Origin of the sequence: Nitrincola sp., from assembly GCF_048264025.1 — a bacterium.
Classification (GTDB): domain Bacteria; phylum Pseudomonadota; class Gammaproteobacteria; order Pseudomonadales; family Balneatricaceae; genus Nitrincola.
Genome location: NZ_JBLXDN010000029.1, coordinates 13,430 through 26,659, shown reverse-complemented (window position 1 = coordinate 26,659; position 13,230 = coordinate 13,430). Strand labels below are relative to the sequence as shown.

At 50.9% G+C, this 13,230-nt stretch carries 13 protein-coding genes and 1 tRNA gene; 8 read left to right on the top strand and 6 right to left on the bottom strand.

Going from position 1 to position 13,230, the window contains the following annotated elements:
• Positions 1–67: 67 nt before the first annotated feature.
• Entirely contained in the window at positions 68–247 is a 180-nt protein-coding gene (locus ACN0R1_RS16490) for a hypothetical protein (RefSeq protein ID WP_417584839.1), read from the bottom strand.
• A 31-nt stretch (positions 248–278) separates the two neighbouring features.
• Entirely contained in the window at positions 279–1,418 is a 1,140-nt protein-coding gene (locus tag ACN0R1_RS16485; protein ID WP_417584837.1) for a PQQ-dependent sugar dehydrogenase, read from the bottom strand.
• A gap of 155 nt (positions 1,419–1,573) precedes the next feature.
• Between ACN0R1_RS16485 and ACN0R1_RS16480 the strand changes: the two genes are divergently transcribed.
• The 5 genes from ACN0R1_RS16480 (at position 1,574) to ACN0R1_RS16460 (ending at position 7,249) form a co-directional block, all read left to right on the top strand.
• Positions 1,574–2,581 carry a DctP family TRAP transporter solute-binding subunit gene (locus ACN0R1_RS16480; protein WP_417584835.1) on the top strand — a complete coding sequence of 336 codons (1,008 nt, stop codon included), beginning with the start codon at positions 1,574–1,576 and terminating at the stop codon, positions 2,579–2,581.
• An 88-nt stretch (positions 2,582–2,669) separates the two neighbouring features.
• Positions 2,670–3,155 carry a TRAP transporter small permease gene (locus tag ACN0R1_RS16475; protein WP_417584833.1) on the top strand — a complete coding sequence of 162 codons (486 nt, stop codon included), beginning with the start codon at positions 2,670–2,672 and terminating at the stop codon, positions 3,153–3,155.
• Positions 3,152–4,456, top strand: coding sequence for a TRAP transporter large permease (locus ACN0R1_RS16470; RefSeq protein ID WP_417584831.1), 1,305 nt, complete (start codon positions 3,152–3,154; stop codon positions 4,454–4,456). The genes ACN0R1_RS16475 and ACN0R1_RS16470 overlap by 4 nt, the downstream gene beginning before the upstream one ends.
• 91 nt (positions 4,457–4,547) lie before the next feature.
• Positions 4,548–5,495: a DMT family transporter gene (locus ACN0R1_RS16465; protein WP_417584829.1), complete on the top strand. Its 948-nt coding sequence runs from the start codon at positions 4,548–4,550 to the stop codon at positions 5,493–5,495.
• 119 nt (positions 5,496–5,614) lie between these two features.
• Positions 5,615–7,249, top strand: coding sequence for a diguanylate cyclase domain-containing protein (locus ACN0R1_RS16460; RefSeq protein WP_417584827.1), 1,635 nt, complete (start codon positions 5,615–5,617; stop codon positions 7,247–7,249).
• 31 nt (positions 7,250–7,280) lie between these two features.
• On the opposite strand, the gene ACN0R1_RS16455 is transcribed toward ACN0R1_RS16460, so the two are convergent.
• Positions 7,281–9,404 carry a methyl-accepting chemotaxis protein gene (locus ACN0R1_RS16455; RefSeq protein ID WP_417584826.1) on the bottom strand — a complete coding sequence of 708 codons (2,124 nt, stop codon included), beginning with the start codon at positions 9,402–9,404 and terminating at the stop codon, positions 7,281–7,283.
• Between the two features lie 188 nt (positions 9,405–9,592).
• On the opposite strand from ACN0R1_RS16455, the gene ACN0R1_RS16450 reads away from it, so the two are divergent.
• Positions 9,593–10,447 (top strand): urea carboxylase-associated family protein, encoded by an 855-nt coding sequence (locus tag ACN0R1_RS16450; protein ID WP_417584824.1) that lies wholly within the window; start codon positions 9,593–9,595, stop codon positions 10,445–10,447.
• Here the strand turns inward: ACN0R1_RS16450 and ACN0R1_RS16445 are convergent.
• The 3 genes from ACN0R1_RS16445 to ybaK are packed head-to-tail and all read right to left on the bottom strand — an operon-like array spanning position 10,435 to position 12,350.
• Positions 10,435–11,373, bottom strand: a complete 939-nt coding sequence (locus ACN0R1_RS16445; protein WP_417584822.1) for a ketopantoate reductase family protein — start codon at positions 11,371–11,373, stop codon at positions 10,435–10,437. The two genes, ACN0R1_RS16450 and ACN0R1_RS16445, sit on opposite strands and share 13 nt — an antisense overlap.
• Positions 11,374–11,384: 11 nt before the next feature.
• Entirely contained in the window at positions 11,385–11,849 is a 465-nt protein-coding gene (locus tag ACN0R1_RS16440) for a YaiI/YqxD family protein (RefSeq protein WP_417584820.1), read from the bottom strand.
• 27 nt (positions 11,850–11,876) lie between these two features.
• Positions 11,877–12,350, bottom strand: a complete 474-nt coding sequence (gene ybaK / locus ACN0R1_RS16435; RefSeq protein WP_417584818.1) for a Cys-tRNA(Pro) deacylase — start codon at positions 12,348–12,350, stop codon at positions 11,877–11,879.
• A gap of 174 nt (positions 12,351–12,524) precedes the next feature.
• Here ybaK and ACN0R1_RS16430 point away from each other — a divergent pair.
• Positions 12,525–12,601, top strand: a tRNA-Val gene (locus ACN0R1_RS16430).
• Between the two features lie 210 nt (positions 12,602–12,811).
• A complete protein-coding gene (locus ACN0R1_RS16425) occupies positions 12,812–13,054 on the top strand; it encodes a hypothetical protein (RefSeq protein WP_417584816.1) in 243 nt (80 codons plus the stop codon).
• Positions 13,055–13,230 lie beyond the last annotated feature (176 nt).

Sequence of the window (13,230 nt, the reverse complement as noted above, 5' to 3'; positions counted from 1 at the left end):
GTAACCTTCCACTTTTTCCGCTAACAATTGGATTCCTTTCGCTTTATATTGATCAAGTTCTCCAGCTTTAGGTGGCTGCATTACAGACCCGCGCTGTCGCCATCACTGGATCATCGATGACAGCCGATTGAGCTCCAGAACTGGCACGATAAAGCAATTCATCGGCTACATGGTGTAGCTGTGTGTCACAGATGGGTTGCAGCGCGATACAATAGGCGTTTCGGCTAGGCGGATTAATTGATGCCATCTACGGAAACCTTTCGTTAGGTTTATTAGGCTTATTCGTTGGCTGGTCGTAAGCGGACCACCTGGCCTCGGGTTTCATCGGTGAGTAACCACAAGATGCCGTCGGGCGACTGACGTATGTCTCGTATGCGCTGGCCAAAACCCTGCAAAAAACGCTCTTCTTCCTGCAAGTGGTACTCGCCCTGCGCATAGCTGACAGACACACGCGAAATCAGCCGATCTTTCAGCGCCCCATTGAGTAGCTGCCCCTGCCAGGCCGGGAAGTCGTCGCCAGTATAAAACGTGATCCCACTTGGAGCGATTGATGGTGTCCAGTGCAACAAAGGAGATTCCATTCCCGGAAGCTCTGAGTGCTCAGTAATTTTTGTACCTATATAATTCACCCCATGCGTCACTTCCGGCCAGCCATAATTCAGTCCGGCCATGATCCGGTTAATCTCATCGCCCCCACGAGCGCCATGCTCACTGGACCAGATATCGCCCGTTTGTGGATGTAAAGTCATGCCCTGTGGATTACGGTTACCGAGTGTATAAATTTCATCACGCACAGCTGCATCACCAACAAAAGGATTATCTGCTGGCACGGAGCCATCATCATGCAAACGCACAATACTGCCAGCATGATCATCCCCCTGCTGTGCACGCTCCATCTCGCCACGATCACCAATCGACAGATACAGGAAACCGGCCTGATCAAACACCATGCGACCGCCAAAGTGTCGACCACCCGAGGAGCGCGGCAGAGCCTCAAAAATCATTTCGGCATCATGCAGTGCATGATCTTGAAAACGTGCTCGCATAACGCGTGTCGTCAGGCCCGCGTCCGTGGCATCAGCATATGACAGGTAGATAAGTTGGTTATTTTCAAAGTCTGGATGCAGCACCACATCCAGCAGGCCACCCTGTCCTGTCGCAGCAACCTCTGGTACACCGGCAATAGGATCGGGATGCAACTGATCCTTCTGGATCAACCGTAACCGACCATCCCGTTCGGTCACTAGCTGCTCGCCGGAGGGTAAAAATGCAATCGACCAAGGGTGGCTCAACCCTTCGGCTACAACCTCGATCTTGAGTCGATACTCTTCAGTCTGGAGCTGCATATCAGCCTGTAGAGGCGCTGATACCAGCCAACCTATCAGTACACTGAACAATCCGGCACGAGTAACACGCATACTTACCTCACAATTTAAAGCAGTTAAAACACAGCTTGGCTTTTAAAATCAGCGTCTGTCTTCTAATATGAGCGGGTCATTTACAAACAGGTAGGGGTTTAATCCGAACGCTGCCGCCACAACAATAACTGAATGCAATTATTTAAGGATAGGGAATGAAACTAAAAAAACAACTGACAGCCCTCGCTGCGGCTGCCTGCTTTTCAATGAGTGCCACCTCGTTTGCTCAGGAAACACGCGAATTCTCTGTATCGACCGTTTTGGGTGATGCCTTCCCTTGGGGACAGGCGGCCAGCAAATGGGCCGAACTGGTTGAAGAGCGTTCTGAAGGGCGAATGAAGCTGACCGTTTATCCTAACGCCCAACTGGTATCTGGTGACCAGACGCGTGAATTTTCAGCCATGCGCAGCGGGCTGATCGACATGGCAGTTGCATCAACTATCAACTGGTCCCCCCAGGTGCCTGAGCTCAATCTGTTTTCGCTGCCGTTCCTGATGCCGGATGAAGCCGCCATTGATGCCATCACCCAAGGCGAAGCCGGTGAAGCTATTTTTGCAGCCATTGAACGCCGCGGTGTCATCCCGCTTGGTTGGGGTGAGAACGGTTTTCGTGAGCTGTCCAACTCACGTTCAGCCATCACTGAACCGGCTGATATGCAAGGGTTGAAAGTGCGGGTTGTCGGCTCACCTTTGTTTCTCGACACTTTTAATACTCTGGGTGCCAATCCAACCCAGATGAGCTGGGCTGATGCAAAACCCGCTCTGACAACCGGTGCGGTCGATGGCCAGGAAAACCCCTTGTCGGTGTTTGATGTGGCACGTATTGATCAGGTAGGACAAGAATATTTGACCTTGTGGCGCTACATGGCTGACCCACTGATTTTTGGTGTAAACCAGCGCGTATGGAGCTCGTTATCAGAGGAAGACCAGCAGATTCTGCGTGAAACAGCGCAGGAAGCCGGCGCCTGGGAAATTGAAAAGTCCCGTGCCGAGTTGGCCGAAACCCTGGAGCGCATTAAAGAACGCGGGGTAGCCGTTGCTGAACTGACACCAGAACAGCATCAAGCCTTTGTTGAAGCCACCCAGGCCGTGTATGAAAAATGGGTGCCACGCATTGGTGAAGACCTTGTAGAGCAGGCTCAGGCCGCGATCAACGCGCGTTGATCTTTCTATAGGGTGTAAAACCTGTAAAGGCCGTGTCCGGTTGCAGTAGCGGACACGGTCCATTTAGTTTACTGCCGACTCGCTTGCCATGTCTAAACCTAAATCACGTCCCGAAGCCTGGCTCGCTGCCTTGGCACTGACTATTATTTGCCTGATCAGTCTGGGAAATGTTGTGGTTCGTTATACGACGAATGCGTCATTTGCCTTTACTGAAGAGTTTTCTGTATTTCTGCTGGTGGTACTGACCTTTGCTGGTGCGGCCGTGGCCGCCAGGCAACATGATCACATCCGCATTATTGTTCTTGAAGAGAACCTACCGCACAAGCTGAAGCGGCCCCTTTATCTGTTGCAGTGGCTGCTTAGCGTATTACTGCTCGGTCTGATCGCCTGGTATGGTGGTTTGCTGACCTATGAAGAATATAACTGGGAATCCCTGTCTCCGGGACTAGGCTACCCCACCTGGATCTATATCATTTGGCTGCCACTGTTAAGTCTAGCCATGATTGTGCGATTGACTCAAAGTTTGATCGAACGCTGGAAGCAAAGCCTTGCGGCTGAACGGAGTGACGTATGAGCCCTGATATATGGATGCTGGTGGTTTTCGGTATTACGATGCTGTTGGGTGTTCCGGTCGCCTTTGCGCTCGGACTGGGAGGCGCTGCTGGCATTATCGCGGGTCTGTCACCGGACATGCTGGCCACCCTGGGAACCAACACTTACAATAGTATTGCCAAATACCCCTTGATTGCGATTCCCCTGTTTATACTCACCGGCCTGATTTTTGAACGCGCCGGTGTTGCTGCCAGCCTGGTACGATTTGCCCAATCACTCATTGGTCCCCGCCATGGCGGTCTGGCACTGGTCGCAGTGCTGGTCTGTCTGATCATGGGGGGCATGAGCGGCTCAGGTCCTGCCGACGCAGCTGCTGTCGCCATGGTCATGCTCCCCAGCATGACCAAAGCAGGATACCCGAAACCTTTTTCCGCCTCCTTGATTGCGGCTTCAGCCTCCACGGCCATTCTGATTCCACCATCGATTGCCTTGATACTCTATTCTGTAGTCATGCCGGGAGTGGATCTCAGGGCACTTTTTGCTGCCGGACTTTTCCCCGGTATATTGGCAGGCCTTTCGCTGCTTTTACCCGCCTGGTGGTTATCACGCCGCTACGGCTGGGAAGGTCCTGATGACAGCGAACGTCCCAGTGTTAAAGAGAGTTTCATTAAAGCCCTCCCCGCACTCTTTGCCCCAGTATTGATTCTGGGTGGTCTGCGCTCTGGATTATTCACACCCACGGAAGCAGCGGTTGTCGCCGTAACTTATGGCCTGGTGATCGGTGTGTTTGTCTATAAACAGCTCAATCCGCGCAGTATGCTGGATATGATGGTTGAAGCCGGAAAAATTTCCGGGGTAGTGATGATCATTATCTCCCTGGCAGGTATCTTTGCCTGGGCAGGTACCACCCTGGGCACCTTCAGCTCGCTGGCCAATGCAATGCTGTCGATCTCGGATAATTCCTGGACCCTGCTGCTATTAATTATGCTGCTGGTGTTACTGGCGGGAATGCTGCTGGATGCCGTCTCGATCTACCTGATCATTACACCTATTTTGATTCCACTGATACATCACTTTGAGTGGAACCCAGTCTGGTTCGGTATTTTGCTGGCGATGAATATTGCAATAGGCCAGTTTACACCACCCGTAGCCGTTAACTTGATGGTAACCACTAAAATTGCCAACATCCGTCTGGAGAAAACCTTTCTCTGGTCGCTACTGTTTATGGTCACTATGTTTTCGGCGTTGTTACTGGTAATGCTGATACCGGGCATTGCGCTCTGGCTACCTGACAAACTGGGTTTTGTTGTCGGCCCCTGGTGACTTATAGATGTATAAGCAAACAGGGGCTTGAGGGCCATATGACGCTTCCGCTATCATCGCCGGTCATCAATACTCAAGCTAAGCAGGAACCATGGACAAGATAGCGGTACAACAACAAGCACAAGCGGCAACTGTGAAGGTTAATCCGTCCACGGAAATGAAGCTGGGCATAGTGCTGGTCACGGCCGCTGCCGTGGCCTGGAGTTTTGGTGGAGTGCTGGGACGCATTGTCACGCTGGAAGACAGCTGGGCCATTATTTTCTGGCGTTCGGTATGGGCTTGTCTGTTTTTGCTTGGCTTCATGTTGTTTCGCAACAAGCTGCGCGGCACCTATAGGATGTTTCGCTACATGGGATTTCCCGGGTTGGCTGTTGCGCTGTGCTTCGCTACCGCCTCCACCTCGTTTATCGTAGCGCTTAAATATACCAGTGTAGCCAATATCCTGCTGATTCAGGCCGGTGTACCCTTGATTGCGGCCTTGATTGCCTGGATTGTCTTTCGTGAAAAAGTCAGCGGCCCAACCTGGTTAGCAATTGCGGTGGTGATTGCAGGCGTTGGGGTAATGGTATCGGAATCCTTTACCGGCGAAGTATCACCCATTGGTGACTCGCTGGCTCTGTTGATCGCGTTTTGCTTTGCAACCGCAACAGTTATCACCCGTCGTTATGCCCATGTGCGCATGGCCCCTGCCGTGTGCACCGGAACGATCATAGCGGCTATATTCTCTGGAAGCATGGCTTCAAGCCTGGTTACCAGTAGTTATGATACCGGCCTGCTGTTCGTATTTGGTGCCCTTAATCTGGGACTGGGACTGGCCCTGTTTGTCACCGGTGCCAGACTACTGCCCTCACCGGTTGCGGCACTCATCGGTACAGCAGAACCCATGCTAGGACCCCTCTGGGTATGGATATTCCTGAACGAAGTACCCACCCGTCTCACCCTGATCGGTGGTGGTATCATCCTGGTCGCCTTGATCGCTCATCTGCTCTGGCAGATGGCCCATCACCGTCGCGTAATGGTTGCAGCAACACCTAACTAAAAACATAGGTTGTTTAAGCATGCTATTAATAAATAAGTAGCATGCCCCTTTTTGGAGAATTCGGCTAATATAGATTAGTATAAACACATAAATTGCACTGCAATAAAAGGGACCTCTCATTGCCAACGCATAAACGCAAAATTTGCGCTATCTGGCTATCAAGTCTGCTTTTGCCACTTCTAGTGCTACATACTCCAACCCTGCTTGCTCACGAGCCAGACACCTTGATGTTGGAGGCTGAGTTACAACAGCAATTATACCTGCTGACTCTGGCCCTCATAGCCGTTATGGTCATCAGCAGTATTGCCTTCTATATCTATCGCGTAAACAAAAAACTGCGCCACCTTCTGGCAGAACTGCAACGCAATGAAACCCTGCAGCAGGACCATAACCAAATACTGGCAATGATTGCTAGTGACCAGTCGCTGACAAACATATTGGCTGCCATTGCGCTGAGTGTTGAGCACTTCAAGCCGGGCAGTTATTGCAGCATTTTACTACTGGATCGCAATAGCAACACACTGAATCTGGGTGCAGCCCCAAGTCTGCCAAACAGCTACAACCAGGCCATTGCTGATACGCCGGCAATACCGGGCGCCGGGTCCTGTGGCACAGCCGCGGCCACAAAACAGCGCACCATCGTCTCCGACATCCAGACTCATCCCTACTGGGCAAACCACAAACATATCGCCGCTGCTGCGGGTTTAGCGGCTTGCTGGTCGGAACCGATTCTGGACGCACAGGGCGAGGTACTGGGCACCTTTGCTATTTACCATAAACACCCCTGTGAACCAGAACCCAGCGATATTAAGCTGATCAAGGATATCGCTCGACTTGCTGAAATCGCCATTGAACGCAACCATGCCTTTGATGCCCTGAAAAACAGTGAAGCACGACATCGCCTACTGGCAGATAATGCCAGTGATGTTATCTGGACCATGGATTTGAATGGGCGCTTTACCTATGTCAGTCCATCAGTTGAAAAACTGCGCGGCTTTAGCGTCTCAGAAGTCATGCAGCAGCTACCTGAACAACTCTTTACCGAAACCTCCGCTAAGGTAATGCGTGAACAACTGAGGTTTGCCGTAGCCCAGGTTGGTCAAGGAAACTCCTTTCCACCTTATACAGGCGAACTCGAGGAGTGTCATAAAGACGGCTCAACCGTGTGGACAGAAGTGAAAACCTCCGGCATCTATGATGCCCTAGGGCAGTTTATCGGGGTTATGGGAGTCACACGTGACCTGACTGAGCGTAAAAAGACTGAAGATATGATGCGATACCTGGCGCAACATGACCCTCTTACCGGACTGGCAAACCGCTCACTGTTTTCTGACCGTATTGACCAGGCAATCAAACTGGCATCTCGGGAACAAGGAAGCTTTGCTCTGTTACTGATCGACCTGAACGACTTCAAACCTGTGAATGATCAGTATGGTCATGCCGTAGGTGATGAACTACTCTGTGCTATTGCGCAACGTCTGCTAGAAAGCGTACGTGATTCAGATACCGTCAGCCGTCTGGGAGGTGATGAATTCACCATCCTGTTGCAAGGCATCCATCAGCGTAGTGAGGCTGAGGCCGTGAAATCAAAAATATTGGAACAGATGAAGCGGCCTTTTAAATTAGATGATGTGGAAATTGCCTCTAGCTGCTGTATCGGCATTGCCTTTTATCCCGACGACGGAGAAACAGAAATAGAGCTGACACAAGTTGCAGACCAGCAAATGTATGCACAAAAACGCCGGTTAAAATAACCGGCGTTATTTGTTGCCACAGCTGTACTACTCAGACTTTAAACTTACTCAGTTGTGCTTCCAGCGAATCGGTGATCTGGCTCATAGTTTCACTTACTTCACGCACATCACCTGCGAGTCCGGCCAAGCGCGCGCTGGCATCTTCCACCACGGTAATATTGCGGTTGATCTCCTCACTCACTTTGTCCTGCTCTTCAGCTGCGGTTGCAACCTGGGTAACATTATTAGTGATTAACTCAATATTTCTTGCGGCCGACTCCATCTGCTCATAGGCTTGGCTGGCATCAGCTACTGTTTTAGAAACTCTTTTAGTGCTGGACTCCATTTCCCGCACCGAAGCCGCCACTTCCTTCTGTAGTGTTTCTATCAGCGTATGTATCTGCTCGGTGGAATCCTGCGTACGCTTGGCCAGATTACGTACTTCATCGGCCACCACGGCAAAGCCACGTCCCTGATCACCGGCACGCGCCGCTTCAATCGCGGCATTCAGCGCCAGCAGATTAGTTTGTTCAGCAATACTCTGAATCACTTCAATCATGCCATAAATATTCTGGCTACTGGTGGCAACACTGGCGACCCGTTCACTGGCGGCATTGATTTCACTGGCCACACTACGCACTTCATCCACGGTATGGCGGAAAGCCTCTTTGGCATCAGTCAGTGCATCATTGGAATCTTCGGCTTGCTGCGCCGTACGGCTGGCAAGATCAGCCACCTCATTGGCCGTAGCCGACATTTCAGTCATTGCGGAGGCCACACTCTGCATCTCTTCCTGCTGCGAACGTGTGGCTTCGGCAGTCTGCTGTGAAGCTTGAACCAGCGATTCACTCTGTTGACGCAAAGAACGAGCTGAGCCATTCAAATCAAGAATCATCAGTCCTAATTTAGCCGTAAAAGCATTAAAGCCGTTGGCAATACCGATCAGTTCTGCATGACTGCGGACGTCCAGTTTACGGGTTAAATCCCCTTCGGCACCGGATAGATCCTCAACCAGAGTGCGCATGGTCACCATCGGCTGAGTGGTGAAGCGTAACCACAAACTCAGGAGAATCACCGCCAGCAGTAACAGCACACTACCCAGCGTCACCATGGTCAGTGCTGTACTCTGATAGCCACTGATCAAGCTGCTTTCAAGCTCACGGGTTGCCGCATGGGCAACAGCTGTAGGAATGCTCACGACCACCGTCCATTCTTGATCGAAAGCTTCGAATCGAACCGGTGCTCTTACCAGCGTAGTATTATCTTTCTCACTCAGTGGACCTTGCATCGATGATAACGCCGCATGCAGCTCTTCATTGGCCTCACTCAAGCGCTTGCCAGCCTGGTCAGGAAAGGCGCTACTGGCAATCACTAACCCTTTATTACTAATCAAATGAATATCAGAATGTCCATCAAACAGACTCTGCTGATAATCTTTAACCTGTTGCTGGATCACCGGCAGATTGATGTCTACGCCAACAACGCCTCTGAACTCCTGATCCACCACCACCGGATATACCAGTGAGGTCAACAGCTCAACATGCCCTTCTTCTATCTCATAGAGATAAGGCTCCATTAAACAGGGAACCTGCTGATCACGTGCGCAGAGGTACCATTCTGATTCACGGATACCAAAATCATTCAGGGTTTCATCGTATTTGAAACTGCTATCGGGGGTCGGGTAAAAAACTAATTCACCGCCATCACGAATCCAGTACAACTCCAACACACCTGTCTCAGAGGAGTGCTCCAGATGTGGACCGATATTGAATGCATCCTGCCAATCATACCCGTCAGGTTCAAAGTGGGCATAGGCCGAGCTGATTGATGAGTTCGCTGCCAGCGTATCCCGGACCATCTGCTTCACGGTAGCACGCTGAAAGGGTGGCGCTGCCGAACCACTGCCACTGGCGGTAGAGCTGATCATATTCCCCAGTGTGTTGGGAATATCGTAGCTTCGGTTGATAAACACTGAGACTTCAGTTGCCACTGATGCCGCGGCATCATGCAGATTACTGACCACCAATGTCTCAAAGGATGTGGAGGCCTGTTCTACCGCTTCTTTGCCATTTTTTTGCATGGCAAGCCAGCCTACCAGAATCACAGCAGCCAGTGTCAGGGTAAGACCCAGCACAGCGCCCAAAATCAACTTAAGCCTAAGCGACCAACTCTTCATTACCATTGACCTTCGTATTTTTTATTAATGTGTTAAAAATAACACATTTACTGCCTAACAAAAGGATATTAGGCGATTTTATATTCAACCTATCTAACTTTATCCATTGCAGTCTCCCCTCTTATCAGCCAGTACGAAAATATGGCATATTGAATAAAGATGTATTCAAAAACCATCAGGAGTATGCAATGAAACCTGCGGCACAAAATCCAGCACCCGCCGATGCGGCAGAACGCCGAGCAGTCAAACCAGTCATCTGCTATCCGACGGAAACCCTGCCATCACCAGACATGCCCTGCTACCTGAATGCCAGAACTCAACTCAGTTGTACCGAGACACTGCGCATACCCGCCAGAGAGGCCAGAGTGTTCCAGGTACCCGCCGGTAGTTTTTTTCGTATCCTCAGTGTTGAAGGTCCGCAGGTAGGCGATCTGAATCTGTTTAATCGCCATAACCCGGAAGAGCATTTTTACTCCGGCAAAACACGCGCCCTGCATGGCACACACCTGTCTACTGGCGATCGTCTTTGGAGTAATTTTCCTTATTTAAGGCCCCTGGCAACCATCACTCAGGACACGCTGGACTGGTATGGATTTGATCAGGACGGTGGCAGTGTTCACGACGTTATTGGTACCCGTTGCGACCCTTATACGCATCAACTGCTAAGTGGAGACGCCTACCACAACTGCTGCCATTCCAACCTATACCGTGCCTTCAGCACAGCAACCGGGATGGAGGCTTCACGTGTGGAACGGCTGGTACATGATGTGCTGAATGTATTTATGTGTACGGGCTTCACCCAGGACACCCATCAGTATTTTATGAAGGCCAGTCCGGTCAGACCAGGTGATTATCTAGAGTTTTTTGCTGAAGTGGACCTGACCGGCGTGCTCTCCGCTTGCCCAGGGGGCGATTGCGGCAGCGAACATTCCAGCGATAAAGCCGCCTGCTATCCGCTGGAAGTACAGATACTGACACCCGCCCCCGGCACACTGGAAGGCTGGCAATCCCCCCCACCGTCCAATTATTGTCATCCAGATTGATTCAATAAGGCGTAGACCAGTCGGTTAACAGGTGTGTCTATATCCGTCTGGTCTCCACGCCGAATAACGGCTCCACAAATGGCATCCAACTCCAGTGGCTTGCCCTTTTCATGATCCACCAGCATTGAGGTTTTGATCGAATCAAAATCGTTTAACAGGGCAATCATTTCATCGATATCGTCATTATTCAGACTGACGCTATCGACCTGCGCAACCGCCGCCGTCTCCAGCATCATCTGGCGGACACTTTGACCAAAATAGGGATCCTGCACCAGCTCACGGGTGGTCAGGCCGGTCAGCGCTGAGAGCGGATTGACACCGTTGTTTATTAACAGCTTTCGCCAAAGCTCATAGGCAATATCGGCAGTGACACCTGCCGGTATACCAGCCTCTGTAAACACACTATTCAGGCGCAGCAACCAGCTGTCACGATCGCCTGGAAGGCTATCCGCCTTTGGCCAAAACCCCATAATAATTTGCGCCGGACCAGCCGCTGCAACACAACCAGGCGCGGTAATATGCCCACCTATACGCACAGCCAAACCACCTAAAGTCCGTGCCGCACCAATTTGCGCTGCAATTAGTGGTTCATTATCCACACCGTTTTGTAACGACAGTACAGGCGTTGTAGCGGCTTCCAGCCAGTCAGTCATCCGCACCAGCCAGTCCAGGGTATCGAATGCCTTAAAGCACAGCAGAATCAGATCAAACTCATCAGCCCTGTAACGCGCCAGCACCTCTGACTCAGACACGGCCACAACCGGCTGGACAAAGTGCAATTCGGCATGTTCAACCTGAAGCCCTTGCTGCTGCATTACTCGAAGGTGTTCGCCGCGTGCCACAAACACTACCTCATGACCCGCCGCCTGCAAGCGCGCACCGTAATAGCAGCCGATACCACCTGCCCCCACAACCAGAAAACGCATAGCTGTCTCCTTCAACTGGTTTTTTTCTGTCGCAGATAACGACTGATCAGTTTGTCCAACTGAGCCGCAAACGCCTGCCTGTCGCGCTGATGCAAAGGCGGCGGCCCACCGGTATGTTCACCACTGCTGCGCAGGGTTTCCAGAAAGTCGCGCATATTCAGACGGGCACCAATGGAGTCTTTGGTAAACAGCTCTCCCCGTGGGCTCAGTGCCTGCACACCTTTAGCAATCAGTTCTGCAGCCAAAGGAATATCACTGGTGATCACCAGATCACCCGCATTCGACTGGCGCACGATTTCGTTATCCGCCACATCAAAACCAGCCGACACCTGCAGGGTGCTGATCCACTCGGACGCAGGGACGCGCATGGCCTGATTCGCCACCAGTATCAAGGGTAACTCTGCGCGCACGGCGGCTTTATAGAGTATCTCTTTAATCACCACCGGACAGGCGTCCGCATCAATCCAAATCTTCATAGTCAGTTCACTTTCAGTCATAACGAGTCAGGCCTGACTCTGTATCGATGCAAATACCGCACCGGTCAACGCACTCAGATCATCAGGGCTGATGGTGATTTCAAGCCCTCGGCGCCCGGCACTGACATACATAACGTCAAAGCGACAAGCCGATTCATCAATCACCGTTTTCAGGCGTTTTTTCTGCCCCAGCGGACTCACACCACCGAGCACATAACCGGTAACCTTCTCCACCTGCGCCTTATCCGCCATCTCGGCTTTTTTGCCACCCAGTGCCTTGGCCATCAACTTCAGATTGAGCATACTGGAGACCGGCAGCACAGCCACCGCCAGCTGCTTGCCATCCAGACTCACCACCAGAGTTTTAAAAACCCGATCAGCAGGCAGGTTCAGCTTCTCCACCGCCTCATTACCATAAGACGTAGCTTGGGGATCGTGCGTATAGCTAAGCACCTGATGTTCAACACCGGATTTACGCGCAAGATCTATAGCAGGAGTCATAAGCTGTGCGAGTCCAATAAGCCTTAAAAAAATCAAGTGCTAAGCTTAAACCCAAAACAGCCAGTTTTCATCCCCATCACGCCAACTCAGCATTGCGAGACCACCTTGGTGTAAAAAAGTCTTGGAAAACAGTTGCAGGAACAAGCAAAGCCTATATAATACGCGCCACAATATAGGACTATAGCTCAGTTGGTTAGAGCACCACCTTGACATGGTGGGGGTCGGCGGTTCGAGTCCGCCTAGTCCTACCAGAATTGCAAATAAAAACAGCCGCTTGAGGAATATTCCCAGTGGCTGTTTTTATTTGTCTAAATATTTTCTAAATATTATTAATATCCAGCTCACCATCAGCTAAACATTCGCTCCACCTCTTAGCCAGCCTGCATCATAGCTGTTTTGCATTGCGCGGCAATCTATATTAAGTTCTTTATGTTCCTTGGGTATGACTGGACTTTCTCAAGATGACAGCCTGCGAAAATGATCACTCTTCTATTCAACGCAGCATCTGGAATGAGCTGGAAAAAGCCATATCAAATCGTCATCACGGTTGGCTAACCCCCGTGTTGGCAACAATAGATCAAACCGGACTGCCTGATGCTCGTACCGTTGTTTTAAGTATCCAGGCGCCGAGTAGCCCTTTATATCACCAAGGCCATAAACGTGCCCGTCTAGAAAACAACCAACTGACCTGGTTGACACCCTAGCTCCCTGGCTCTCGAAGACGGGAATCAGTGACTCCAGGTATTAAACTTTTCACAATGTAAATCGCCAAGTTTGTGAGCAATCCAACGAAACAGTGTTTAGCCCTCTTTTATCAGACACGAATTACGTGTATCTATTGACTACACAAAAAAAACACTTAAACTGTATATCAAATAGA

Excerpts from the sequence above, each read along its gene's own strand:
- ACN0R1_RS16470 (WP_417584831.1), top strand. The coding sequence starts at position 3,152 with ATGAGCCCTGATATATGGATGCTGGTGGTTTTCGGTATTACGATGCTG.
- ACN0R1_RS16425 (WP_417584816.1), top strand. The coding sequence starts at position 12,812 with ATGACAGCCTGCGAAAATGATCACTCTTCTATTCAACGCAGCATCTGG.
- ACN0R1_RS16450 (WP_417584824.1), top strand. The coding sequence starts at position 9,593 with ATGAAACCTGCGGCACAAAATCCAGCACCCGCCGATGCGGCAGAACGC.
- ACN0R1_RS16480 (WP_417584835.1), top strand. The coding sequence starts at position 1,574 with ATGAAACTAAAAAAACAACTGACAGCCCTCGCTGCGGCTGCCTGCTTT.
- ACN0R1_RS16455 (WP_417584826.1), bottom strand. The coding sequence starts at position 9,404 with ATGAAGAGTTGGTCGCTTAGGCTTAAGTTGATTTTGGGCGCTGTGCTG.
- ACN0R1_RS16490 (WP_417584839.1), bottom strand. The coding sequence starts at position 247 with ATGGCATCAATTAATCCGCCTAGCCGAAACGCCTATTGTATCGCGCTG.
- ybaK (WP_417584818.1), bottom strand. The coding sequence starts at position 12,350 with ATGACTCCTGCTATAGATCTTGCGCGTAAATCCGGTGTTGAACATCAG.
- ACN0R1_RS16465 (WP_417584829.1), top strand. The coding sequence starts at position 4,548 with ATGGACAAGATAGCGGTACAACAACAAGCACAAGCGGCAACTGTGAAG.
- ACN0R1_RS16440 (WP_417584820.1), bottom strand. The coding sequence starts at position 11,849 with ATGAAGATTTGGATTGATGCGGACGCCTGTCCGGTGGTGATTAAAGAG.
- ACN0R1_RS16475 (WP_417584833.1), top strand. The coding sequence starts at position 2,670 with ATGTCTAAACCTAAATCACGTCCCGAAGCCTGGCTCGCTGCCTTGGCA.
- ACN0R1_RS16485 (WP_417584837.1), bottom strand. The coding sequence starts at position 1,418 with ATGCGTGTTACTCGTGCCGGATTGTTCAGTGTACTGATAGGTTGGCTG.
- ACN0R1_RS16445 (WP_417584822.1), bottom strand. The coding sequence starts at position 11,373 with ATGCGTTTTCTGGTTGTGGGGGCAGGTGGTATCGGCTGCTATTACGGT.